The organism is Paraburkholderia sp. BGA-UO-ETr-F21 (genome assembly GCF_059567925.1).
The window spans coordinates 230,654-252,968 of the sequence record NZ_JCAQOY010000039.1; the positions used below are offsets into that span (position 1 = coordinate 230,654).

Below are 22,315 nucleotides of genomic sequence, written 5' to 3' on the forward strand. Positions count from 1 at the left end.
TGCGAGTCGCTGTGCTTTTCCAGCAATGAGCAAGCGCGAACAGCGCAGATCGAGGCTGCGCTGGCGGCTATTGTCGTGTGCAAAGACTGTGGTTTTGTTTGGGCAGTGCGCTAGGTTGGGCCACCGCCTGGTCGTTGCCATGCCGCCGATACGACTTTGCATGGCACATGCAGCCACTATTGCGAGCTTTGTGTGAAACAGCGCGTTTTCGGAAACAATACTTTCCAGGCGCGACGGTTACCGATTCGAGAGGACATGGATAGACTGCGCCAGCCAATAGCAACACTGGCTGTCGCTCAAACCACTACGTCCCACGAGGCCGTTCAACATGAAGTCTACGTTCCAACATGGCGTGCTCAGCGCGTTCGTCGCACTTGCTGCCGCTATTCCCGCACTCGCGTTCGCACAATCGACCACGCCTCTTACGCGTGCTCAGGTAAGAGCAGAACTGGTTGAACTGGAACTGGCAGGGTGGCACCCCGGCGCGGGCAGCGACCCGCATTACCCGGACGACATCCTTGCCGCGGAAGCGGTAGTGGCCGCGCGTCATGCGGCCGGCCGGACGGGCGCACAGGCCGGATATGGTGAAGATGATCAGGGTACGTCGGAGTCCGGAGGACCCCGAAAATAACTGCTTGTTGCGTGCCAACGCGCAAGAACCGTGTTGTGCGTTCGGCAACAACGACGCATGCCGGCGGCCTGCTTGCCGATGATTCACCTCTCCAAACCAGGTTGTTGCGCAGGTTGGAAAGGACTCTTCCGCTTTCGCTGATACGCGAAGAAATTTGGATCACTTAACGTTTGGCATCGATCAATCGAATGGCTTCATGCGGTGGCGCGTGAAGGCGTTGCTGGTCGACAAAAAACGAAGGTATTCAAACCATTCAACGGAAGGGGATTAGCGGTGGTGATGAAACGAATCTGCGTGGCGATGTTCGCAATCACGCTTGCGACAGCCGCACATGCGCAAAGCAGCGTGACGCTTTACGGGAAGATTGAAGATGGTTTCAATTACACGACCAACGCGCGAGGGCATGACGCGTTCCAGATGCAAAGCGGGTATGACTACGGAAGCCGCTGGGGTCTGAAGGGAACCGAAGATCTCGGCGCTGGATATCACGCTGTGTTCCAGCTCGAAAGCGGCTTTGACGTGAACACCGGCAAGATGGGGCAAGGTGGCAGGGAGTTCGGCCGCCAGGCGTTCGTGGGCATTGCATCGGACCAGTACGGCACGTTGACCGTGGGGCGGCAATACGACCCGAGCGTCGACATGTTTTCGCCGATGACAGCGAACGGTAACTGGACGGGATATCTCTTCGCGCACCCTTACGACAACGACAACACCGACTATTCGTTCCGCGTCAACAACTCGATCAAATACGTTACGCCGACCATTCATGGTTTCACAGCCGAAGGCATGTACGCATTCAGCAATCAGGCGGGCGGGTTTTCGAATAACCGGCTGTATGGTTTCGGTGCGCAGTACCAGAACGGCGGCCTGCAGATCGGAGCCTCGTATCTCAAGCTGAATAATGCGAGTTCCGCCGTGGTTGCGCCCGCCAATTCGTCCGGCGCGGTGACCAGCGACAATACATTCAACGCCCGGTCGCAGCAGAACATCGGCATTGGCGTCAACTACACGATCGGAAAGGCGCTCGTCGGTCTCGCGTATTCGCATGTCGATGTTTATGATCCGACGGCGAATGCGTACTTCACGGGCACCACGCAACCTCCTGGCGGCACATGGAACGCGTGGAAGTTCGATAACTTCGAAGTGAGCGGTCTGTATCACTTCACCCCCGCGCTTTATCTCGGCGCATGCTACACGTACACACAGGCGCGGCTTTCGTCGACGGTCGGGCAATTCGATCCCAAGTGGCATCAACTTAGCCTGAAGCTCAATTACGATCTGTCGTCGCGGACATCCGTCTTTGCCGAGGGAGCCTATCAACACGCGATCAGCGCGAACACGGGCACTGACTTCGACTTCGCCAATATTCCAGGTTCGGCCGACGTGTCGTCTGGACGTAACCAGATGGTCTATCGCGTTGCCTTGTTGCACATGTTCTAAGCCACCTGTGTGAATTGGCCGGATGCCAAGTCCCCACCTTCGCCGCCGCCCTGACCGGCGCCGGCGGAGGGTATTCGTACATTGCCGCGGGCCCCGGTACAGAACCATTGTTGTCCAATCTGGAACTGAGGTTCTTTCGATGTCCGATTGATCTACCCGTACAAGACTTCTAGAATTTTTGCCTGAAGCATAAAGGCGCGAGCGCTCATCTGGCCCCGCGCCAGTGCGTCGGCGCCACCCAACGCATGCGGCTACGCGCGTCGACCTTGCTTGTGGAGGCATGCAGCCAGGATGGAGAAAGCGGTGCAAGTGTCGATGGAACAGAATTCAAGGGAAATACAGTTACGCGCGCTGATGAAACTGGGCAAGGAGCGCGGTTTCCTGACCCACACGGAGATAGTCGACCACCTTCCGGATTGCGTCGCGGAGTCGGACGCCATTGAAGGCATCGTCAAGGCGTTCGGCGACATGGGTATTGCTGTGCGCGATACCGCTGCGGCCTGCGACGCGCTTTTGCTGAACGACGCCGCCCAGCAATCGGCGCCCGACGATGTCGCCGAAGACGAAACGGCCACGGCGCTGACCATCGCCATATCCGAACCCGGACCGGCAGCCGACCCGATGCGCGCCTATTTGCGTGAAATGGGCGCAACCCCTCTCTTGACGCGCGAAGGCGAAATTGCCGTCGCGCGCCGTATCGAAGCTTGCTTGCGAGAGATGCTCGAGGTAATCGCCTCGCGTCCCGCCACGATCGAGGCGATCCTCGCGCGCGCGGATCGTGTTGCATCCGGCGAACTCGATTTAGACGATCTGGTCGACGGAATCTTCGAGCCATGCGCCAATGAGGCGCTCCAGACATTGCAAGCTGGCGAGTCAGGGCAGGCCGACGACGGCATTGCATCCGATGAACCAGGCGCCACGGCCGAGGCCGACGAAGCCCGCATCAATCGGTTGACGGCGAGTTGCAAGGCGATCTTTTCGCAGGTACGCGAACGGCTTGTCTTGTGGCGGGCAGCGGTGGCGGGAGGAATCAGCCAGCGCGATAGGGTACAGGCCATGCTCGCGCTGATCGCAGCCACAGTCGGACAGATTCGCTTCAGTGCACGCACAATCGGCGAACTCAGCGCCGAAGTCCGGCAGGCGGTCGAGGAGATTCGCGGCATCGAGAGAAACGTTTTGCGGCTCGCCGTGGATCAAAGCGGCATGCCGCGCGACGTGTTCATTAGTACGTTCGTCGGAAGCGAAACGGATCCCGGCTGGCTTGCACGCGCGGCCGCCGCGGCACCACTTTGCAGTGCGGCGTTGATGCGCTGCGCGCCTTCGATTCAAGGCCAGCAGGAAAAGCTGACCCGGATCGAGGCGCGCGAAGGCTTGTCGCTGCAGGAACTCAAGCGGATCAGCAGACGGATGAACGTGGCGGATCGCGCGCTTCAGGAAGCGCGCCGCGCGATGATCGAAGCCAATCTGCGGCTGGTCGTTTCGGTCGCAAAGAAATACGTGCAGAGCGGCATGCCGTTGCTCGATCTGGTTCAGGAAGGCAACATCGGCTTGATGAAGGCAGTGGACCGCTTTGAGTACCGGCGTGGCTTCAAGTTCTCGACGTATGCCACCTGGTGGATTCGTCAGTCAGTTTCGCGAGCGATTGCGGACTATGGCCGCACGATACGAGTGCCGGTCCATATGGCGGACGCCATGCACCGCGTCAAGCGGGTGGCGGGCGAAATGCGTCAGGAAACGGGGCGGCAAGCCCGTTCCAGCGAACTCGCGGCGCGCCTGGGCATGAGCGAGGACAAGGTGCGCAACGTGCAGAAAGTCACGAGACAGCCGGTTTCGCTCGATATACCGATCGGCGAGGAGGCAGACACTACGCTTGGCGAAATGGTCGAAGATCCCTCCGCACTCGCCCCGCTCGACGCCCTGCTGCAAGCCGATCTGCGTGTGGCTATCGACGCGGCGCTGGGTGTGCTGACGCCGCGCGAGGCGAAGGTGATCAAGCTACGCTTCGGCGTCGATGCGGTTTCCGAACACACACTGGAAGAACTCGGCGATCAGTTCGACGTGACCCGTGAAAGGGTGCGCCAGATACAGAACAAGGCATTGCAGAAACTGCGTCACTCCGACGGGATCAACACCTTAAAAGGCTATCTCGAACATTGAGCCGTTTGGCGACAGATTGAGCCGCATGGTATGCGGCCAATCGCGCTCGCTTTGGAGTATTTGTTTGGTTTTGATGGCACGCAAATGAGCCGTTCGCCGCGAGCCGCAGTCATACGCGACCAGCAACGCTGGCGGCGCAGTGACCCTCGCGGCCCTGCGCCCTCCATTCCGCACGGTCTGTCCTTAATGCTTGGTGTAAAGCGACTGCCTATCCAGGCTGGCCGCCGGAACCGCGGCGCGGCTCGTGCCTGTTGCCGAGGTGCCGACCGTCGAGCCGCCGTACGAGGCTGCCGAGGCCTTTTGTGCGGCGACCTTGGCTTCCGCGGCCTGGATGTCGGCGGGATACGTTGGATCTTCGCCGCGCGCCGGGTTGTAGCCGGCCTTTTCAAGTTCGACGAGTTCGGCGCGCACCTGGGCGCGCGTTACCGGCTGATCGGATTGTTGTGCAAACGAAATTGCCGGTGCCGCAAGAATGGCGCTGATAGCAACAACCGGGAAAAGCGACCTGAACATGACTGACCTCATCTGTGTTTGATTGATGTGACCCATTTTATAAAGGATGACGTAATAAATTAGCCGCCTCGGGTGGAATGGTCCCTTGGTGGATGAGGATAGATCGAGCGAGCCTGCTGATCTCTCCCGGGCCGTAAGCGGGTGAATGACGTGGGCCGCACGGGCGCATTGTTACCCTGGCGACAACGGAGGTTCCCTAAGAGCCCGCTTAATACGCGTATTTGGCGGTCCTAGAATGGACATTCTTCCCTTGGCGACGGACGAAGCCATGACGCGGTTCAATTCCGTAAAGGGCAACCACCGCCGCGTTTTCCTATGGACCTCCGATATTCACGTAGTCCCTCATTGAGCCAAAGAAACGAGGTTTCGCGCTGGCTGAGGCTGGCGAGAAAGGCGTCGTCCCATTGGGCGCTCAATGACGGTCTGATCTGGTTGCACCTGTTCAAGACGGTGGCGGCGGCGCTGCTGGCGCTCGGCATCGGGATGCTGCTCGACCTCCAGCAGCCGCGCACCGCAATGACGACGGTCTTCGTTCTGATGCAGCCCGTCAGCGGAATGGTGCTCGCGAAGAGTTTTTACCGGGTAATTGGCACGGCTGTCGGCACCGTGTTTGCGATTCTGCTCGCGGGCGTCTGCGTGCAGGACCCGGAGTTGTATCTGTTCGGGCTGACCTGCTGGATTGGGCTGTGCACAGCGGCGGCGGTTCGAAACCGGCACTTTCGGTGGTATGGCTTCGTGCTCGCCGGTTATACGGCGGCGCTGATCGGCGTCCCTGCGTTGATGCAGCCGAACACGATTTTTCTGGCCGCGCTGACACGCGCTGCCGAGGTATCGATCGGTATTTTGTGTTCGACTGCGGTGAGCGCGCTCGTCTTCCCGATCAAGGCGACGACCACTTTATTCCGCACGTTGAAGCGGCGAACCATCGAGTTCACGGATTTTGCAGCCGGCGTACTGTCGACGGCGTCGTCGGCGGATATGTTCGAGAAGCGCTTTGCCGCACTTGTCGACGAGATCGTCGGATTCGAAGCGACCCGCACCTTCGCCTCGTACGAAGACCCCGACATGCGTGCCCGGGCGGCAAGGCTCGCGCGACTGAATAGCGACTTCATGAATGCGTGCGCCCGCCTGCATGCGCTGCACCAACTTCTCAAACGATTGCACAGCAGCGGCGCGGCAGAAACGATCGCCGCCATTTCCCCGTTTCTCGACGAACTATCCGTGTTGCTCGTGGATGTCGGAAAAAAGCTGCAAAAGGGGGAGGCCGACATGTCGGAGCTACTGGAGCGAATCAAGGGTTTCCAGAGCGGTCTCGCGCGGCGTGCGCGCGAAACGCAGCGGGAGATCGAACGGGTCGCGCCACGCTCCATGCTGGATTACGTCACCGCAATGGAGTTGGTTCACCGGTTCGCCGGCGAATTCCTGTCGTATTTCGACATTTACCTCTCGTTGGCCAATTCGCGCAAACATGCGCTTGACCGGTCGCGCGTACGGTACGAACCACAAACCAGTCCGTATGTTGTTGGACTCGCATTCGTTCGCACGGTATTGGCGGTCGGCGCCGCGAGCTGGTTCTGGATCGCTTCCGGCTGGCCGGGCGGCAGCTTTCTGGTGACGGGCGCGGCTATCACCTGCGCACTGAGTTCGACCTCGCCCGTGCCGCCAAAATTCACCTTGCAGATTGCAGCTGGAGCCGCGCTCTCGATTCTGTTCGGCTGCGTGTTCCTGTCTCACGTCTATCCGAACATCGATGGGTTTCCGCTCTTGTGCGCGGCGCTTCTGTTGCCGCTCGGCCTCGGTGCGTTCCTCACGGCGCGGCGGTCCACTGCGGCATACGGTGTCGGCTTCGCAGTGTTTTTCTGCTTGCTCGCCGGGCCCGACAATGTGATCGACTACGCTCCCGACGTTCTGATGAACAACGGATTGGCAATTCTCACGTCGATGCTGCTCTGCGCGATTGCGTTCGCGGTCATCTTTCCGCCTCAAATGCCCTGGCTCGTCGAGAAGATCAAGCGTCACTTGAGGGGGCAAGTCGCAATGGCATGCACCGCGCCACTGCCCGGACTCGACGGGCGCTTTCAGTCGAGCACGCACGACCTGATGTCGCAACTGCGCACGCTGCTCATCACGCAATCGCATCGACATCGCGACGCGTTGCAATGGATGCTCGCCACGCTCGAAGTGGGGCACGCGGCCATCGACCTGCGTGGCGAATTGCAACAGGCGAATGAAATGAGTGGCCGGTCGCCGAAGCCTCGCTGGCTTGCGTCGATCGATCTGGCGGTGCGCGCGTTGCCGGTGCTGTTCGATCAACCCAATGCGAAGCATCTGAGAAGCGCGCTCGCGACCGTTAACGTGGCGATCAGTACGGCGCAGATCCGGCTGGAGGAGTTGACACCCCATACGGCGGAGCGCTATCGCATGCTGAGGATAATCGGTTGCCTGCATTTCGTTCGGACCGCACTACTGGATCGCGACGCGCCGTTTCCGCGCGACTGAGGGCGGGGACGCGTTGCGTATCGCCATTAGCGCCGTGTGGTGGAAGAGTGCTTTACACATTGGCACCTGTATGGGCGCGATAGCGCGGTGGTAAAAAGTCGAGCGCCATATTCGCTCAACAATCGAATGCCATTGAAATCAGGTCATGGAGACCACGGACCGGCATCGATACCAACCCTACGCGTCATTCAATGAACAATTACAGGCAATCGGCCAGAAGCCGAGCCATTGCGCTTTCCGCGCACTTCGGGGACACACGCGGACACCGCCGCGGTGCGAGTCGTCACGCGCGGTTGCGAGTTGCTGTGGTTCTGGCTATCACGTCGCCATTCGTGCATGCGCAAGCTTCGTTGCGGCTGACAGGATCGATGGACGCCGGGATTGCGTACGTTAGCGATGCAGGCAACGCGTCGGGACATCGGTCGGCCTGGCAAGCGAAGAACGGCGACGTCAACATCAGCCGCTGGGCGCTGACGGGCGAAGAACCGATTACCAGCGACCTGAATGCGCTCTTTACGCTGACTAACGGCTTTTCCGTCATGACGGGCACAGCCGCGCAGCAGGGCCGGCTGTTCGGGTTCCAGTCGTTCGTCGGGCTGGCCTCGAAGCGTTCAGGGACGGTTACGTTAGGCCGTCAGTTCGACGCGGTGGTTCAATACGTCGAGCCTTTCGCACTCGGTGGGACCGCTTACGGCGGAACAGCCTTTGCGCATCCGTACGACAACGATAATCTGGATAACTATACGCGTACGAACAACTCGGTCAAATACTCGAGCCCGGAGTTTCACGGTTTGACTTTCGGCGGAACGTACGGCTTTTCAAACAAGGCCGGGGCTTTTGACGATAGCCGCGAGTACAGCTTGGGCGCCAGCTACCACTATGGCGGAATGCGCGTGGGCGCAGGTTACTTCCAGTTCAACCACGCTTCGAATCTCGCCACCGCCAACACGAATGGTGCTGAGCCGGCGGGTGCGCCTTTTAACGCCGACCGTCAACGAACGTATGCGGTGGGAGGAAACTACCGGTACGACAACGCACTCGTCGGACTCTTGCTGAGCGAGACGCGGCTCGACAACGCGACGTCGATCAACAACGTCGCCGACACGGCCATTTCGTTGCCACACGACGACATCCGTTTCGAGAATGCCGAAATCAACTTGCGCTACTTCATTACGCCTAAGTGGCATGTCTCGGCAAATTACGTGTTTACATACGGCCGCTTCGACACGCCTACTGGCGTGCGCTATCCGAAATGGCACCAGCTCGGGCTGTTGAACACTTACTTCCTGTCACCGCGAACGGACGTATATGCCGAAGCGTTATACCAGCGTGCGAACCAATTAGAAGGAACGGGTATTCAAGGCGCCCAGATTTCTAACTTTTCTCGCGCCTCGGGGGCGAATCAATTCGTCGCTGCTGTCGGTTTGCGTCATCGCTTCTAACGCGACGCCGCTTGCTTATCGCCGGCGACATGTGGGGTGCCTTTGGCGGCTAGACGCGTAGAGCACCACGCAGCTCCCGGAAATCGATGTGCGGCAGGCTCCCCGATGGTCGACGGTCCGCCACGCTGAATACAGGTTTGTCGTGTTCGGCGCACAACTTTGCCGCGATGTTATGTGGGAACGTGTGCAATGCCGCATTGTAGATCTGGGCCGCTTCGTCGTAACGCGTGCGAGCGTCACCAATGCGTGTCGCCCAAAGGGCTAGGTTGCCCTGCAGCGCACGGAACGTGGCATCCGAATTGAGGCGCGGCTCGGATTCGGCTTCGACCATCAGCGCGGACACCGCTTCGGTGAGCTGCCTTTGCGCAACGTCGAAACGCTCGAATGCAATGGGATGATTTGCCAGCGCGGGCGTGGCCTCCATGGCGACGATCTGGGCGCGGGCACTCGCCACCGCCGCGAGTACGGACGTCCCGCGTTTCAGCTTGGCCTGTGCGATTTCTGTCACCTGCGCGACGAGCCGGAGCCGTTGCGAATAGAGATCCAGCACCTCGCTCAATGATGCCTTGAGTTCGGCGTCGTTCGGCGGCGCAATATAGGTTCCGCAGCCGCCTGCTGCCAGAAGTGCGAAGGCAGCAGCCATGAAGCAAACCGTTTTCGTGAACGATCGGGTTGCTACATTGAACGCTGCGATCAGCGCCACTGTCATTGCGATTCCTTTCGGGTGACCAGAGGTTGAAAGAGCAGTCGCCGTGCGGCGTCGTCCCCATAATCCACTGCGTCGACCAGGTTAGACGAAGCGGCGCGGTTGAGTTTGACTACGATCAAGCGCGACGCGCTGCATCGTTGAATATGGCTGAATATGGCGTTTGCCATGAGGGAATACGTCGATGCCCTATGATAGGGTTCACGTACATCCATTCATGCGATGCTGGGAATGCGGCCGTCTCATCGAAACCGCCTTGTCGGCGCCGGTGCTCATCGCCGGACATGCGTCGCACCACCGACAGAAGAGACTGCAAGCTTATGGTGAATCCTGCGCAAAGCAGCGGCGCAATCAATCATTTGATGGATGACGAAGCGGACCTTTACGATCCAACGCGCCGGCTCATTTTCAGCGCTCTGTTGAGCGCGATGACCGATCACGCCGCGGACATAGTGGATGCCTTTTATCTGAAACTGGCCGCACTACCGAGGTCGAAAGCCATTCTCGAAGCGCTGTCGCCTGACGAACTGGAACACCTGAAAGCGAAGCAGCAGGACACGCTGTTGAAGATGGCGTCCCCCGATCTGACTGCACGGGAACATCGTGAAATGGCGTTGCGGGTGGGTCGCGTGCACGCGATTGTCGGCCTCGATCGCGAAGAACTGGTGCGCAGCCGGATCATTCTCTCGACTGAGATTCGTCGTTTGGTCGATACGGCGCAGCATAACGAGGCATTATCGCTGCTGGCGCGCCGGTTGACGCGCGATCTCGCCTTTCAGACCGAGGCCTATCAACAGGTGCAGGCGTCGCGGCAGCAGGTTCTCATGTCGCTCACACGTGTGGCGTGGGAGGCCGAAACTTATACCGAACTGATCGGCCTCACGGTGAATCTCCTTAGCCGGCACGAAGAAGTCGCGGGATGTTCTGTTGGCCGCCCTGACTCACAAGGCGTGTTTCGGTTCGAGTCCGCGTCGGGCGGGGCGATCCGCACGTATGTTTCGCATGTCGAGGCCGGCAGCGAGCAGCAGATCACGACAGACCCGATGCAGCCGCAAGGGCAGGGGCCGGCAGGGCGCGCATGGCGCAGCGGCGAGGTGCACCGGGTTGTCGATATTGCAACGGATCCGAGCATGGAGCCCTGGCGGGAGCGCGCCGAAACAGCGGGTTTTCGCTCCAGCATTGCCATTCCGTTGCGGCAGCCGGGCAAGACGGCGAAGGCCATTCTTTCGCTCTACAGTCCGTACCCCGGAGGCTATTCGTCTGAAGATCAGAGTGCGTTCATTGCCATGCTCCAGAGTCTGCTGGGGCTGGCGATCGACAGGATCGAGAACTTCGAAGGTCACACGCGCACCGTTCCCTATACGCAGCGGCAGCGTTGGACCGAGCTTCTCCACTCTGACGCGTTGCTGATGTATTACCAGCCCTTGCTCGACATCAAGACGGGGGAGGTCACGAAGATCGAGGCACTCGCCCGGCTGCGTGACGGCGCACATATTCTGAGTCCGGCCGCATTTTTTCCAGTCATGTCGTCGAACGATTTTTTCGACCTCTATGTCAGCGGCCTGAACCAGGCGCTCGCGCAAAGAAATGTGTGGTTGGAGGACGGCATCGACCTTGCCGTCTCGATCAATTTGCCGCCCGCCGCACTCAGCGATGTCCGGTATTTCGCGGCGACGCAGCACGCGTTGACGCAGCACGGCTGCACACCGCGTGTTCTCACGCTGGAGGTGCTGGAAACCGACGATCTGCCCGCGAGCAACGACGTTCTGCAGGCACTGAACCGCTTCAAGGCACTGGGCGTGATTCTCGCGGAGGACGACCTGGGTTCCGGTCACAGCAGCCTGAATCGTCTGCGGCAGTTGCCGTTCGACTGGATCAAGATTGATCGCAACATCACGAACCTCGCAGACCAGGATGCCAATAGCGTATTGCGCTTTATCTATCAGTTGACGAGACTCGGCCACTCGCTCGGGAAGTCGGTGGTGGTCGAAGGTATCGAACACGTCGATCTGCTCGACGCGATCGGCATTCTAGGTGCGGATTCCGTGCAAGGCTACGCGATCGCTGAGCCGATGGCCGCCGACCAGCTGGCAAACTGGCTGGCGACGCGCCCAAGTACACCACGCCCGCCACATGGCCTCGATCGCAACAGCGCATTCGTGAAGCTGGCGCAGTTGCTGATCTGGGAGGAGCGGCTGCATCTCGTGTCCGAGGACCGGCACGCATTGAGTCGGCTGGCTGATATCAGCAATACGGCGTCTGCGTCGAACGCCGGCGGCACGCTTTCGGAAGCTCCGCTCGCGTCCGCCTGTCAGATCTGCCCGTTCTCGACTTTCTTCTCCGATATGGATTCGATCTTTCCGGCCGGCTTCGCCGATCAATCCGCCAAGCGCGCTTTTATCGATACCGCAATCAACCATGGACCGCGCAGCGACGCTTACCTGCTCGCAAGGGAAGCGGTCGTCGAAGCGATTCTTGCGACAGCGGCGTGAGCGGCCGCTTTTCCCCGACCGCGATCAGACAGTCAGCCGCTACCGTGCTGTCCACTGCTCCCACGCAAGCAGCGCATCAGCACACTGCTTCGGCGCCAGCAGAGAAAACTCCGTGCGTTCCCGATTCGTCAAGGCCGATAGACGGCTAGCGCGATGGCATGCCTTGTGCTCTTTGTCTTGACGAGAAGAGCCGGATCGCTCTGCATGTTCGAGTCGGCGTCAGGCACTTTGCGATCAAACCCGCATTGACGGTTTGCGGCAAGCGTCTCGCCGTTGGCGGGGCAGCGTGCAATCTCAAACGCCGGGACGGATTCGCTTTCGGTCGGGCAGCACGGATAAGGGCTGCGCCGCCCCCCAAAAGCCCACGTCACCGCAGGAGAGAGTACCTTTCGATAATGGATTCCGCCCGGTTGCCCTTCCGCGAGCAGTCGGCTACCTTGAAGCCAGTCCGTTATCGGAGGATCTGCCGTGAATACCAAGCAAAGCAAGAAGGAACACCTCGACGCTGCTGCATCGCATCATGAGCAAGCAGCGCGATTTCACCGGGAGGCGTCGCAGTATTACGAGGCGGGCAAGGATTACGATCACGCCGCCCACCAGGCGGTATTGGCGCAAGGCCATGCACTATTTGCCATCGCAGAGTCCAATCTCGCCGCCAAACATACCGGCGCGCCATTGCCGGCAGGGTCCATTGAAAGCGGTTTGACTGCCGCAAAACATCATGCCGCCGCGTCGGAACTTCACACGCAGGCCGCGCAGCACATGCGCCGCGCTGCAAAAGTTTTCGACGACGATCGCAGCGCGGTTGCCCATGAAACGCAGTTGGGGTTTTCTCTTGCCTCGCGCGCAGTCGCGCACGGCAACGAGGCAGCCAGGCAATATGTCGCGTCGCTACGGGACAAAAGCGCTTGATTCTTATCTGTCGGCGATGCGCGTGAGCGCTTCACGAACAGAGCGGCAATGTCATGGTCTTCGGGGCGCGCTCAGCGTCCTGCTTTGAGCTGTGTCCACAACCTGTTTTCCAGGCGAAGAATCTCGGTCGGCAGCGGTAACGACAGCACCAGCGATTTCATTCGCTCACCGCTCGGATAGACCGCTTCATTCGAGAGGATCTCCGCATTGACAAAAGTACGGGCCGCAGCGTTAGCGTTCGGATAAAAGACGTGATTGGTAATCGCCGCACTGACTTTAGGCTGAAGGATGTAATTGATCCATTGCATCGCGGCTTCTGGATGAGGCGCGTCTTTGGGTACACCCATCAGATCGAACCACAGCACGGCCGTGCCTTTCGGAATCACGTAGCGAACTTCGTAGGCACGATGCGCCTCCTGCGCTCGCCGTTTGGCAATCCCGACGTCGCCCGACCATGCGAGCGCGAGGCAGACATCGTTATTGGCGAGGTCGTTGATATAGCCGGAGGAATTGAACTGGGTGATATAAGGTCGAATCGTCTTGAACAACTGATAGACAGCCTGGTAGTCAGCAGCGTTTGTGCTGTTCGGATCCTTATGCAGGTAGATCAGCCCAACCGAGAATGCATCCTCGGGCGAGTCGAGTACGGAAACGCCGCAGGATTTGAGTTTGGATAAATACTGCGGGTTAAACAGCAAGTCCCAACTGTCATATGGCGCGTCCTTGCCGAGTAGTTGCGTCACTTTCGTTACGTTGTAGCCAAGGCCATCCGTGCCCCACGACCACGGCACCGTGTACTGGTTGCCCGGATCGGCTGACGCAAGCATTTTCATGAGCCCTTGATCCAGATTGGCCAGATTGGGAATCTTGCTCTTGTCGAGTTTCCGGTAGACGCCCGCTTCGATCTGCCTGGCAGCATATGCGGACGATGGCACCACCACGTCGTAGCCGGATGAACCGCTAAGCAGTTTCGCCTGCAAAGTGTCGTCGCCATCGTAGACGTCATAGCGCGTGTGAATGCCCGTTTCCTTTTCGAAACCCGAAACTGTGTCATCCGCGATATTGTCCGACCAGTTGTAGACGTTCAGTTCGTCTGCTTTCGCATGATGTGCGCTCATGGCCATCAAGCCTGCCGCGGTGAGAATGCCAGTGATGAGATAGCGGGGAGACATAGTGCCCTTCCGGTAGTAGTCAGGTGTCTTGCTTAACGGGGATATGGCGAAGCAGGTCAGCCGGCGAACTGATGCATGACAGGATGCGAGTCACGGCGCCAACCAGCCTGCTTCAGCGCTTCCAGAAGCCGCGCCGCGCCGAGCGCGTGCACATGAACGCCTTGTCCATGCATATCGTCGGCCGCGAATAGCGCGTTGAGAATCGCCTCTTCAACGGCGTCCGCAGCGGCGACGAAGAGCGGCGAAATGAAATCACCGTTGACGCCCAGCACGCTCATAAGACGCTCGCCCGCCATGCCGTAATCCGCAGGCGGGATAGCATGGTTACCCACTGAAAAAGCGACGAAGATGTCACCGCTCGCATATTCGGTACCGCCGCCCACGCGAGCGAGCCCAATGCTCGCGCGTCGCGCGAGTTGGTCGCATTGATGCGGAAGCAGCGGGGCGTCGGTGGCCAGCGTCACCACGATCGATCCCATCCCCGGCACGCCTCTCTGGCGCGCGCCGAATGGCGAGGGCACTTCCCGTAACGCGTCGCCAACGGGATATCCGGCTACGCGAAGTGCCTCGCGGCGGCCGTAGTTCGCCTGGACCAACGCGCCAACCGTCCAGCCCCCTTCATGCGCTTCCAGTCTGCGAGAACTCGTTCCGATACCGCCTTTGAATTCATGACAGATCATGCCGGTACCACCGCCGACCGAGCCCTCGGCGACTGGCCCGCTCGCTGCTTGCGCCTGCGCTTCGTGAACGTGTGCCGCGGTGACATGCTGCCCCCAGATGTCGTTCAACACGCCGTCAAAAGTTTCCAGCACGACGGGCATGCACCAGTACTGGCTTTCGCCGACCGATGAGCGCTCGGCGGCGACTAGCGCATCGCGAACTACACCGACGCTGTGCGTGTTGGTGTAAGCGATCGGCGTGGACAGCAGACCTGACTCGCGAATCCATTCCAGACCGGTCGCGTCGCCGTTTCCGTTGAGTATGTGGCAGCCGGCAAAGCATGGCTCGAGCCGCGCCATGCCAGGGCGTGGCTCAATGACCGTGACACCGGTTCGAATCGTGATGTCCTCCCGGTTTTCGACCAGGGTACGATGACCGACTCTGACGCCTTGCACGTCGGTGATGGCGTTGAACGGGCCGGGCATGCCGTGACCGATCCGAACGCCGATGTTTCTGACACCCATAGGTTTGCTCCTGTATCGCTGCGAACCGCCCGTCCACGCGTATGCGTCGGGGTACTGCGATACTAGGGCGCGAGGCTGCGGGTGAACATCAGGCCGAAGGGCTAGAACGACAGTGCGATCTACCCTCATAGGGGTAGTTGGAGGAGATAGACATGCAGCTTGACGTGTCGGACGTGGCATTTCATCAACGGCTTGGACGCCTGGTTCAAAAACTCGACGACAAGCAGTTCTGGACTGCGCTCACGGATCTATTGCGTGGAGTGACCCACTTCGACAATTGGGTGGCGGTGATCTTCTGGAGTGGCGACAAGCCGAGATTGATTGCGGAGACTCAGACCCGCGAGCCACACGACGAGCTATTTCACGGATATTTGAACGGCGTTTATTTGCTTGATCCGTTCTACCAGTTCAGTCTGGGTGCAATCAGCCCAGGTGTGTATTGTCTCGACGAAGTTGCGCCGGATCACTTCCGCGAGACTGAGTACTTTCGCCGCTATTTTTCGATCAACGTACTCGAAGATGAAGTGCAGTTTCTCGCGCCGCTACCGGGCGGCGGGACATTGTCGCTATCGTTAGGCAGCAAGCGGCGCTTCAATTCCTCCGAAATCGGCACGCTCTGTCTTTACAGCGCGTGGATCATTCCATTGATGTGCCATGCCGTGACGGCGCAGGCCGGTGCGCTCGCGCCGGCTGCAGGCACGACGGCGGAAAGCGACCGACGCCTTCATTTCGAACAGGCCTTGCGCAAGCGCTCCACCGAATCGCTGACCAATCGTGAGATTGAAATCGCACTGATGATCCTTGCGGGCCATTCGACCAAGAATATGGCGCGGTTGCTTGGGGTGTCGCCTGCGACCGCGAAGGTTCACCGGCGAAATCTCTATAGGAAACTGGATATATCGTCGCAGGCAACGCTATTCCTGCTCATCCTTGACAAAGAGCCGGAAGCGCTCTGATATCAGGATGTTCTTATGCGGCGAGTGCCTCTCCGACTCTCCATTCGACAGCACAAGGAAAATCGTCGAGAATCGGTTGTAGTCACCACGCCGAACCGCCTTGCGTATAAGGTCGGCGCGTAGGTCGGCGCGTCATATCCAGGCCGATACGGCGTGCCGACTCGTCTGACAATGCCGCCGCTCCAAGCATTGCGGCTCTACGAAACGGGACCAGAATTCGATGAATAAAGATCCAGCGAATCCATCGGAACGCATCGATCAGCTGATCGCAGAACTAACGGATTGGCGCGGAAAAACGTTCGCCAGTATCCGCAAGATCATTCTTGAGACCGACGTGGAGATTGTCGAAGAATGGAAGTGGATGGGCAGTCCCGTGTGGTACCGGGATGGAATGATCGCGGTCGCTAACGCCCACAAAGGCAAGGTGAAACTCACGTTTGCAAACGGAGCGAGCCTCGCGGATCCCGACAAGCTCTTCAACGCAGGCCTCGAAGGCAACGCACGACGGGCAATCGATTTCTTCGAGGGCGACAAGGTCGAGGCGCGTACTCTAAAAAAACTCATCCGTGCCGCGATTGATTACAACCAGAGAAAATTGAAGAAGAAAGCGCCTGCGACTAAGCGGGCGAAAGCCGACAAAAGCGACGAGGCCTGAAGCTATGGCTATGCTTACGTGGTATCCCGCCGGCGCGATCAAGCCTCACCACCTCTCGCGAATACCGTCGACATCCAACGTTGCGCGGACCGCATAACCCAATCCGTCACACTAGACGCCCACAATTAGACCCGTTAGTCTGAGAGCGTTGCGCGACGTAGTTTGGCTATGCTGTTCCTAACCGACAACGTGGGAGCCGAATCATGGAAGTGAGCACGGAAGCGCTTGTTGACATGCTGAGAGAGGTCGAAGCCGACGACCCGATCGACTACGCCGATCTTCCTTTCGGGGAGCAGGAACTCAGGCGTCTTGTCATGACTTCTCTCGTCGAGCGCCACCACCAGGTGGAAGCCGGCAACCTGTCGGTCTCCGACATTCATGCGCTGTATCTTCTCAGCACCGCCAAGCTTGTGCTCGAAAACACCGTGCTTCACGCCAGGCTGCTTCTGCTTCAAGGGCAGCAGATCGATGTGCAGTCGCTGCTGGCCCCGTTCACCCTGAAAGGCAAACCCTAGGCCGGCAAGGCGAGGCGCCCGGCTACCGGGCGGCTCGCCGCCACGTGCCGCTTAGTTCTCGAAATAGTTCAGGCCGAGCGCGCCCTTCACCTCAGCCACCGTCGCGCCTGCCACTTCCCGTGCGCGCAGCGTGCCGCGGCGCAGGACGTTGAGGACCTCCGCACGGTCGGTTTCGAACTCGCGGCGGCGCTCGCGGATGGGGGCGAGCATCGATTGCAGACGTTCGTTCAGCACGCGCTTGACCACGCTGTCGCCAAGGCCGCCGCGGCGGTAGTGCGCCTTCAGTTCGTCGACCATTGGTACGTCGGGCTCGAACGCGTCGAGGAACGCGAACGCCACGTTGCCTTCCACCTGGCCCGGGTCGCTCACGCGCAAATGGTTGGGGTCCGTGTACATGTTGTTCACGGCCTTCGTGATTTCGTCGGGAGTTGCGCCCAGCGTAATGGCGTTACCCAGCGATTTGCTCATCTTCGCTTTGCCGTCGATGCCAGGCAGCCGCGCGACGTGCGAGAGCACCGCTTCGCATTCGACCAGCACCTGTTTGTCGACCGTGTTGTTGAAACGGCGCACCAGTTCGTTGGTTTGTTCGATCATCGGCAACTGGTCGTCGCCTACGGGCACGCGCGTCGCCTTGAACGCCGTGATGTCCGCGGCCTGGCTCACCGGATACGTCAGAAAGCCGGCGGGGATGTCCCGCTCGAAACCGCGCAGCACGATTTCCGCCTTGATGGTGGGATTGCGTTCGAGGCGCGCGACCGTCACGAGATTGAGCAGATACTGGGTCAATTCCGCCAGCTCCGGCACCTGCGACTGGATGAAGATGGTCGACTTGGCCGGGTCGATGCCGACGGCGAGGTAATCGAGCGCCACCTCGATCACGTTTTCCGTGACTTTCTGGTGACGGCCCACGTTGTCGGTCATGGCCTGCGCATCGGCAAGCAGCAGGAATTGCTGGGCTTCGTGCTGAAGCTGCACGCGCGAGCGCAGCGAGCCGATGTAGTGGCCAAGGTGAAGCGGTCCGGTCGTGCGGTCGCCGGTGAGAATAATGGGCGGGTTCGTGGTCTGGTTTGCGTCTGTCATGGTCTGGGGTCTGCGTTCTGCGTTTTGTCGATACCACCAGCCGTCAGCGCGCAGAAACGAAAATGCCGCCAGGACTGGCGGCATCACGTTTCGATGGACGAGTGGAAACGGGCCGCCTAAGTCAGGCGCGCCATCAACAGCTCAGCGTGATCGGCTTCGTATCCATGAACGGAGTATAACGCGGCGGATCGCCATGCCGCCAACCACGCACCGGACGATGTCGCAGCCCGGCGCCGCGGCCGTTCTCTCAACACCCCCGCCCGGAGCGTGCAGACGGCTTCCCCGCGCGAAGCCGCCGAACTGCGCGTTACCGCCTAAGCCGCGGAGAAAACGACGGCCGCGGCGTTCTCGACCTGAGTGAAAGTGCGGACAAAACGATAGGCCTGGCCGCCGATTTCCATCTCGTTGATGCCCGAGCGGGTCAGCTCCAGCATGTCATTGGCGAGCGGGATGGAGATTGTGCCGACCTTCTTCATTTCCTCGAGCAGGCCGGCCGGATCGCCGAGGTAGATGGTGCAAGCGTCGTTCGTATGGCGCGTCATGACCACGCTGGCCGCCTTGTCGAGGGAAAGCTCGAGATATTCGACCAGGGTCTGCAGCGACTCCGGCACGGGTTCGTGAGAGACGTGCATCGATGTATTTGCGACTGTCATTGTGTGGTCCCCCATCGCGCCAATGTCCGGGCAGTCCGCTGGAGATCAGCGGTGCATCCACTATACGGCATCGTACATCGATACTCGACCCGTCCAGAAGGCCTTGGACGATACCGTGAATGCCGGGCTTCATCGCTCTTGCGCAGCGTGCGGTTAAAGCGCATGCCGTGAGCGCGCGCTGAATCGCCGTCAAGAAGCCGCGCCATTGCGTCATTATTTCTTCTTCCCGGCGACCGTGGCCATTTCCTCAGTCGAATAAACCTGCTACTTTATGGTTGCGTAATAATTGCAATGCAAGCCGTTTTCGGCCCATCCACCACCAAAGATGCGTAGGTCATGGCTTTCAGCGAACCAAGGTCTCCATTTTTCGAGTGGGTTGTCTCTTCCTCTCAGAACCTGAGCGCGGACAATCGGCAGATATTGCTTGCGAATCTGTTCACGCGAACCTCGTCGATTGTGTTTGCGTCCGTTTGTGAAATCAGCGTCTGCGCGACCGCATACTTCCTTCATCCCAAGCCCCTCTACGCAGGCTGGGGCGCCGCCGTTGTCGCATTGTTGATCGCACGGCTCGCGTTGATCTGGTTGTGCTCCTCGCGTAGCGCCAAGGGGCGGCCAACACCGACATCCGCGTTTCTGTTCGCAAGCCTGCTCTGGAGCATGCTGTTCGGTTTCGGCGCGTTGCTTTGCAATATCAGCGGAGATCAAACACTTTTCCTGCTCGGCAACGTTTGCGCCGTGGGCGTGATTGGCGGATTGGCCGGACGCAATGCCGGCACGCCCCGGCTGGTCATGCTGCAGATTACGTGCATTCTGGCGCCCCTTGCTCTCGGCGCGGCGCTGTCTCCTGGTTCCGGCAAACTGGTGTTGCTGTTTCAGGCGCCCTTTTGCGCCGCAGGCTTCTTTACGGTCGCGCTGCGCAGCAATCGCGATACGGTCGCATTACTCCTCGCACGGGAAAGCAGCCATCGGCTCGCCCATCACGACAGCCTGACGGGCTTACCCAATCGCACGCGTATCAGTGAGCTGCTGCTTGAGCGCACAGAGAGAGGAGCGTTGGGCAAAGGCCAATCGTTCGCTGTTCTACTGATCGATCTCGACGGATTCAAGGCGATCAACGACAGTCTTGGCCATGCCGCCGGCGACCAGATCCTTCAGGAAGCGGCGATTCGCTTGCGCGAAGTGTTGCCCGGCGGCGAGCTCGTTGGACGACTGGCCGGCGACGAGTTCGTCGCGTTTTCCGACGGTGGCGGGCAGGCCCGCGACGTCCGGATTCTGGCGGACCGCATCGTCAAGACCCTGGCGCGCCCATTCGCGCTGCGCGAGGCGCTGGTGCATATCGGCGCGAGCGTGGGGATCTCGCTCTATCCCGAGCACGCGAGAACCGGCCCGCAATTGCTGATTTGCGCCGATCGCGCGTTGTATGCCGTGAAACGCAGCGGCAAGAGTGCGTACGCCATTTTCGATGCGGGCAAGCACGCGTCGGATGAAAGCCTGAGCCTTCTGCGCAGCGACCTGGAAGGCGCGCTGCATTCGTTCAGCGGCTTGCGCATGGAGTATCAGCCCATCGTCGATCTCAGCAGCGGCGCAGTGTCAGGACGCGAGGCGCTGATTCGCTGGACCCACCCGACCCGCGGCGAACTCCCGCCGTCCTCATTCATTCCCACTGCCGAACGTACGGGACTCATTCTGGCGTTGGGGCAGTGGGCTTTGCTGCAATCGTGCACGGAAGCGGTGACCTGGCGCGACAAGGTCACCGTCGCCGTGAACGTTTCACCTGTGCAATTGAGGGAGGAGTCGTTTGCGTCGACCGTCGCGGGGATTCTGCGCAAGACCAGGCTGCCGCCGCAGCGCCTGAATATCGAGGTCACGGAAACGGTACTCTTGAACGACGATGTCGTGACCCGGCGTAATATCGCGAGGCTGCGGGCATTGGGCATTGGTCTTGCGCTGGACGATTTCGGCACCGGCTTTTCCACCATGTCGACCCTTGTGCGTTTCTCGTTCGACAAGCTCAAGATCGACAGCTCTTTCGTCAAGGAGTCCGTGCATCGCCGCGAATCGGCTGCGGTGGTGCGTGGGATCGTGGCATTGGCGCGGGAGATCGGCATGCCGACCACGGCCGAGGGCATCGAGACGCAGGAACAGCTGGATTTCGTGCGCGTGTGCGGATGCACGCATGCTCAGGGTTTTCTGCTTGGCCGGCCCGTGCAGGGGCACGAGATCGCGCGGATCGAAGAAAAGGCCGCCGCGCATTCCGCGAAGGAATGAGCGCTCATCAATTCCGGCACGGAGGCCGATATGGAGCCCACCTTGCAATACCAACTGCGGCTTACCGTTTCGCCAGAACTGGCCGACGCATTACGTGCTGACCCGGCGTGTGCATCGCATAGCGCGCTGCGTGACGTGCTGCTCAGGCATGACGCGACGTTGAAATGCCAGTTCGACGCATTCGCCGACTACGTGCGCGAAGCGCAACAGCAGGGTACGGAAAATTATCCGCTCTATCAGTGGACTCTCGAGACGATCGAGAATCCGGAGAAGCAAGCCAGGTACTTGCGCTCGTTTACCGTCTACGTGAACGGCGGCGAAGTTTACGGCAAGGAAGTCACGGATATGATGGAGAACGAACTATTGGGATTGGTCAGCGAAGATGGAGTTCAGCGCGTCTCAAGGTTCGATACCAATCCTGCTAATAATCCGCAACCGCCAAGGCGCTAGCGCTTGCCGAATCTGAAGTCCGCCGCGCCTCCGCGCAGCGTCAGCTAATCGTCATTTTCGATTTTACATTTGACGACAGGACATCGAGTTCGTGAGACGATGCATGCTCACTTTTTCTTAAGGAGAGCGACATGGGACTCTTGGACGAAGTAGGAAAGATTGCGGGGGCGGTCGCCGCCGTTGAAGCGGCGGAAAAAGTGGATCCGGAAGCGGGTTTGCTTACGAAAGGCATCGCCGCTGTTGCCGGTTTCGAAGGTGCCGGTAAGCTGGAGTCAATGTTGGAAAAGAAAGACAACGACCAGCAGGACGTTGCGGACAACGCCCAACCCACAGACGACACGAATCCGCAGGCGTGAGCAGAAGTCTGCTGCCGGCCGCATGATCCGCGACGGAATGCATGGGCCGGCGATTCCTCGGCGCGCTTCGCCGAGCGCCGCCAGATACCCCATTACGTTGTGCACGTTGCCACCCGCTGGTAGTCGGGCGTTCTACCGTTAGCAGTTTTAAAATCAATCAAAGATCTTTATCGATCTACCAAGCTGTCAATTGTCTGAATGGCAATGCGGAGTGGACGCATGGAACTGTCCGCT

The 22,315-nt window shown here is 59.7% G+C and carries 19 protein-coding genes; 13 read left to right on the forward strand and 6 right to left on the reverse strand.

Annotated features, from left to right (window positions below; all coding sequences use genetic code 11):
• The first annotated feature begins 328 nt into the window (after positions 1 to 328).
• The 3 genes from AC57B1_RS30545 (at position 329) to rpoD (ending at position 4,228) form a co-directional block, all read left to right on the forward strand.
• The gene (locus AC57B1_RS30545) at positions 329 to 631 is read left to right on the forward strand and encodes a DUF4148 domain-containing protein (RefSeq protein WP_496419565.1); all 303 of its coding nucleotides are present in this window, start codon (positions 329 to 331) and stop codon (positions 629 to 631) included.
• A gap of 279 nt (positions 632 to 910) precedes the next feature.
• A complete protein-coding gene (locus AC57B1_RS30550) occupies positions 911 to 2,071 on the forward strand; it encodes a porin (RefSeq protein ID WP_496419566.1) in 1,161 nt (386 codons plus the stop codon).
• A 303-nt stretch (positions 2,072 to 2,374) separates the two neighbouring features.
• The gene (gene rpoD / locus AC57B1_RS30555; protein ID WP_496419567.1) at positions 2,375 to 4,228 is read left to right on the forward strand and encodes an RNA polymerase sigma factor RpoD; all 1,854 of its coding nucleotides are present in this window, start codon (positions 2,375 to 2,377) and stop codon (positions 4,226 to 4,228) included.
• Between the two features lie 183 nt (positions 4,229 to 4,411).
• On the opposite strand, the gene AC57B1_RS30560 is transcribed toward rpoD, so the two are convergent.
• Positions 4,412 to 4,741, reverse strand: a complete 330-nt coding sequence (locus tag AC57B1_RS30560) for a DUF4148 domain-containing protein (protein WP_091806018.1) — start codon at positions 4,739 to 4,741, stop codon at positions 4,412 to 4,414.
• A gap of 315 nt (positions 4,742 to 5,056) precedes the next feature.
• Here AC57B1_RS30560 and AC57B1_RS30565 point away from each other — a divergent pair, with 315 nt between their 5' ends.
• A complete protein-coding gene (locus AC57B1_RS30565) occupies positions 5,057 to 7,240 on the forward strand; it encodes an FUSC family protein (RefSeq protein ID WP_408341809.1) in 2,184 nt (727 codons plus the stop codon).
• 305 nt (positions 7,241 to 7,545) lie between these two features.
• Complete coding sequence (locus AC57B1_RS30570; protein ID WP_496419568.1) at positions 7,546 to 8,682, forward strand: porin; 1,137 nt, start codon at positions 7,546 to 7,548, stop codon at positions 8,680 to 8,682.
• A gap of 49 nt (positions 8,683 to 8,731) precedes the next feature.
• Here the strand turns inward: AC57B1_RS30570 and AC57B1_RS30575 are convergent, their stop codons facing one another.
• Complete coding sequence (locus tag AC57B1_RS30575) at positions 8,732 to 9,391, reverse strand: LemA family protein (RefSeq protein WP_408341812.1); 660 nt, start codon at positions 9,389 to 9,391, stop codon at positions 8,732 to 8,734.
• A gap of 359 nt (positions 9,392 to 9,750) precedes the next feature.
• On the opposite strand from AC57B1_RS30575, the gene AC57B1_RS30580 reads away from it, so the two are divergent.
• Both AC57B1_RS30580 and AC57B1_RS30585 read left to right on the forward strand, forming a co-directional pair.
• Entirely contained in the window at positions 9,751 to 11,880 is a 2,130-nt protein-coding gene (locus tag AC57B1_RS30580) for an EAL domain-containing protein (RefSeq protein WP_496419569.1), read from the forward strand.
• A 468-nt stretch (positions 11,881 to 12,348) separates the two neighbouring features.
• Positions 12,349 to 12,792, forward strand: a complete 444-nt coding sequence (locus AC57B1_RS30585; RefSeq protein ID WP_408341816.1) for a hypothetical protein — start codon at positions 12,349 to 12,351, stop codon at positions 12,790 to 12,792.
• A gap of 71 nt (positions 12,793 to 12,863) precedes the next feature.
• Here AC57B1_RS30585 and AC57B1_RS30590 read toward each other — a convergent pair whose 3' ends face one another.
• Entirely contained in the window at positions 12,864 to 13,964 is a 1,101-nt protein-coding gene (locus AC57B1_RS30590; RefSeq protein ID WP_496419570.1) for a polyamine ABC transporter substrate-binding protein, read from the reverse strand.
• Positions 13,965 to 14,020: 56 nt separating this feature from the next.
• The gene (locus AC57B1_RS30595; protein ID WP_496419571.1) at positions 14,021 to 15,148 is read right to left on the reverse strand and encodes a DmpA family aminopeptidase; all 1,128 of its coding nucleotides are present in this window, start codon (positions 15,146 to 15,148) and stop codon (positions 14,021 to 14,023) included.
• 152 nt (positions 15,149 to 15,300) lie between these two features.
• Here AC57B1_RS30595 and AC57B1_RS30600 point away from each other — a divergent pair, with 152 nt between their 5' ends.
• The 3 genes from AC57B1_RS30600 to AC57B1_RS30610 all read left to right on the forward strand — a co-directional run bounded on the left by AC57B1_RS30600 (position 15,301) and on the right by AC57B1_RS30610 (position 17,274).
• Positions 15,301 to 16,104 carry a helix-turn-helix transcriptional regulator gene (locus tag AC57B1_RS30600; protein ID WP_496419572.1) on the forward strand — a complete coding sequence of 268 codons (804 nt, stop codon included), beginning with the start codon at positions 15,301 to 15,303 and terminating at the stop codon, positions 16,102 to 16,104.
• 220 nt (positions 16,105 to 16,324) lie between these two features.
• Positions 16,325 to 16,759, forward strand: a complete 435-nt coding sequence (locus AC57B1_RS30605; protein ID WP_496419573.1) for a DUF1801 domain-containing protein — start codon at positions 16,325 to 16,327, stop codon at positions 16,757 to 16,759.
• A 203-nt stretch (positions 16,760 to 16,962) separates the two neighbouring features.
• Positions 16,963 to 17,274, forward strand: a complete 312-nt coding sequence (locus AC57B1_RS30610) for a hypothetical protein (protein WP_091806046.1) — start codon at positions 16,963 to 16,965, stop codon at positions 17,272 to 17,274.
• A 51-nt stretch (positions 17,275 to 17,325) separates the two neighbouring features.
• On the opposite strand, the gene trpS is transcribed toward AC57B1_RS30610, so the two are convergent.
• Positions 17,326 to 18,354 (reverse strand): tryptophan--tRNA ligase, encoded by a 1,029-nt coding sequence (gene trpS, locus AC57B1_RS30615; RefSeq protein ID WP_496419574.1) that lies wholly within the window; start codon positions 18,352 to 18,354, stop codon positions 17,326 to 17,328.
• A 314-nt stretch (positions 18,355 to 18,668) separates the two neighbouring features.
• The gene (locus AC57B1_RS30620) at positions 18,669 to 19,007 is read right to left on the reverse strand and encodes a hypothetical protein (protein WP_091806055.1); all 339 of its coding nucleotides are present in this window, start codon (positions 19,005 to 19,007) and stop codon (positions 18,669 to 18,671) included.
• Positions 19,008 to 19,343: 336 nt separating this feature from the next.
• On the opposite strand from AC57B1_RS30620, the gene AC57B1_RS30625 reads away from it, so the two are divergent.
• The 3 genes from AC57B1_RS30625 to AC57B1_RS30635 all read left to right on the forward strand — a co-directional run bounded on the left by AC57B1_RS30625 (position 19,344) and on the right by AC57B1_RS30635 (position 22,081).
• A complete protein-coding gene (locus AC57B1_RS30625; protein WP_496419575.1) occupies positions 19,344 to 21,275 on the forward strand; it encodes a putative bifunctional diguanylate cyclase/phosphodiesterase in 1,932 nt (643 codons plus the stop codon).
• A gap of 30 nt (positions 21,276 to 21,305) precedes the next feature.
• Entirely contained in the window at positions 21,306 to 21,725 is a 420-nt protein-coding gene (locus AC57B1_RS30630; protein WP_496419576.1) for a hypothetical protein, read from the forward strand.
• A gap of 131 nt (positions 21,726 to 21,856) precedes the next feature.
• The gene (locus tag AC57B1_RS30635; protein ID WP_496419577.1) at positions 21,857 to 22,081 is read left to right on the forward strand and encodes a hypothetical protein; all 225 of its coding nucleotides are present in this window, start codon (positions 21,857 to 21,859) and stop codon (positions 22,079 to 22,081) included.
• Positions 22,082 to 22,315: the final 234 nt, after the last annotated feature.

What these genes read in the sequence shown, in the direction of transcription:
- AC57B1_RS30580 (WP_496419569.1), top strand. Translation starts at nt 9,751, where the DNA reads ATGGATGACGAAGCGGACCTTTACGATCCAACGCGCCGGCTCATTTTC.
- AC57B1_RS30590 (WP_496419570.1), bottom strand. Translation starts at nt 13,964, where the DNA reads ATGTCTCCCCGCTATCTCATCACTGGCATTCTCACCGCGGCAGGCTTG.
- AC57B1_RS30600 (WP_496419572.1), top strand. Translation starts at nt 15,301, where the DNA reads ATGCAGCTTGACGTGTCGGACGTGGCATTTCATCAACGGCTTGGACGC.
- AC57B1_RS30620 (WP_091806055.1), bottom strand. Translation starts at nt 19,007, where the DNA reads ATGACAGTCGCAAATACATCGATGCACGTCTCTCACGAACCCGTGCCG.
- AC57B1_RS30545 (WP_496419565.1), top strand. Translation starts at nt 329, where the DNA reads ATGAAGTCTACGTTCCAACATGGCGTGCTCAGCGCGTTCGTCGCACTT.
- AC57B1_RS30630 (WP_496419576.1), top strand. Translation starts at nt 21,306, where the DNA reads ATGGAGCCCACCTTGCAATACCAACTGCGGCTTACCGTTTCGCCAGAA.
- AC57B1_RS30605 (WP_496419573.1), top strand. Translation starts at nt 16,325, where the DNA reads ATGAATAAAGATCCAGCGAATCCATCGGAACGCATCGATCAGCTGATC.
- AC57B1_RS30635 (WP_496419577.1), top strand. Translation starts at nt 21,857, where the DNA reads ATGGGACTCTTGGACGAAGTAGGAAAGATTGCGGGGGCGGTCGCCGCC.
- AC57B1_RS30550 (WP_496419566.1), top strand. Translation starts at nt 911, where the DNA reads ATGAAACGAATCTGCGTGGCGATGTTCGCAATCACGCTTGCGACAGCC.
- AC57B1_RS30610 (WP_091806046.1), top strand. Translation starts at nt 16,963, where the DNA reads ATGGAAGTGAGCACGGAAGCGCTTGTTGACATGCTGAGAGAGGTCGAA.
- AC57B1_RS30560 (WP_091806018.1), bottom strand. Translation starts at nt 4,741, where the DNA reads ATGTTCAGGTCGCTTTTCCCGGTTGTTGCTATCAGCGCCATTCTTGCG.
- AC57B1_RS30595 (WP_496419571.1), bottom strand. Translation starts at nt 15,148, where the DNA reads ATGGGTGTCAGAAACATCGGCGTTCGGATCGGTCACGGCATGCCCGGC.
- AC57B1_RS30625 (WP_496419575.1), top strand. Translation starts at nt 19,344, where the DNA reads ATGGCTTTCAGCGAACCAAGGTCTCCATTTTTCGAGTGGGTTGTCTCT.
- trpS (WP_496419574.1), bottom strand. Translation starts at nt 18,354, where the DNA reads ATGACAGACGCAAACCAGACCACGAACCCGCCCATTATTCTCACCGGC.
- AC57B1_RS30565 (WP_408341809.1), top strand. Translation starts at nt 5,057, where the DNA reads ATGGACCTCCGATATTCACGTAGTCCCTCATTGAGCCAAAGAAACGAG.
- AC57B1_RS30575 (WP_408341812.1), bottom strand. Translation starts at nt 9,391, where the DNA reads ATGACAGTGGCGCTGATCGCAGCGTTCAATGTAGCAACCCGATCGTTC.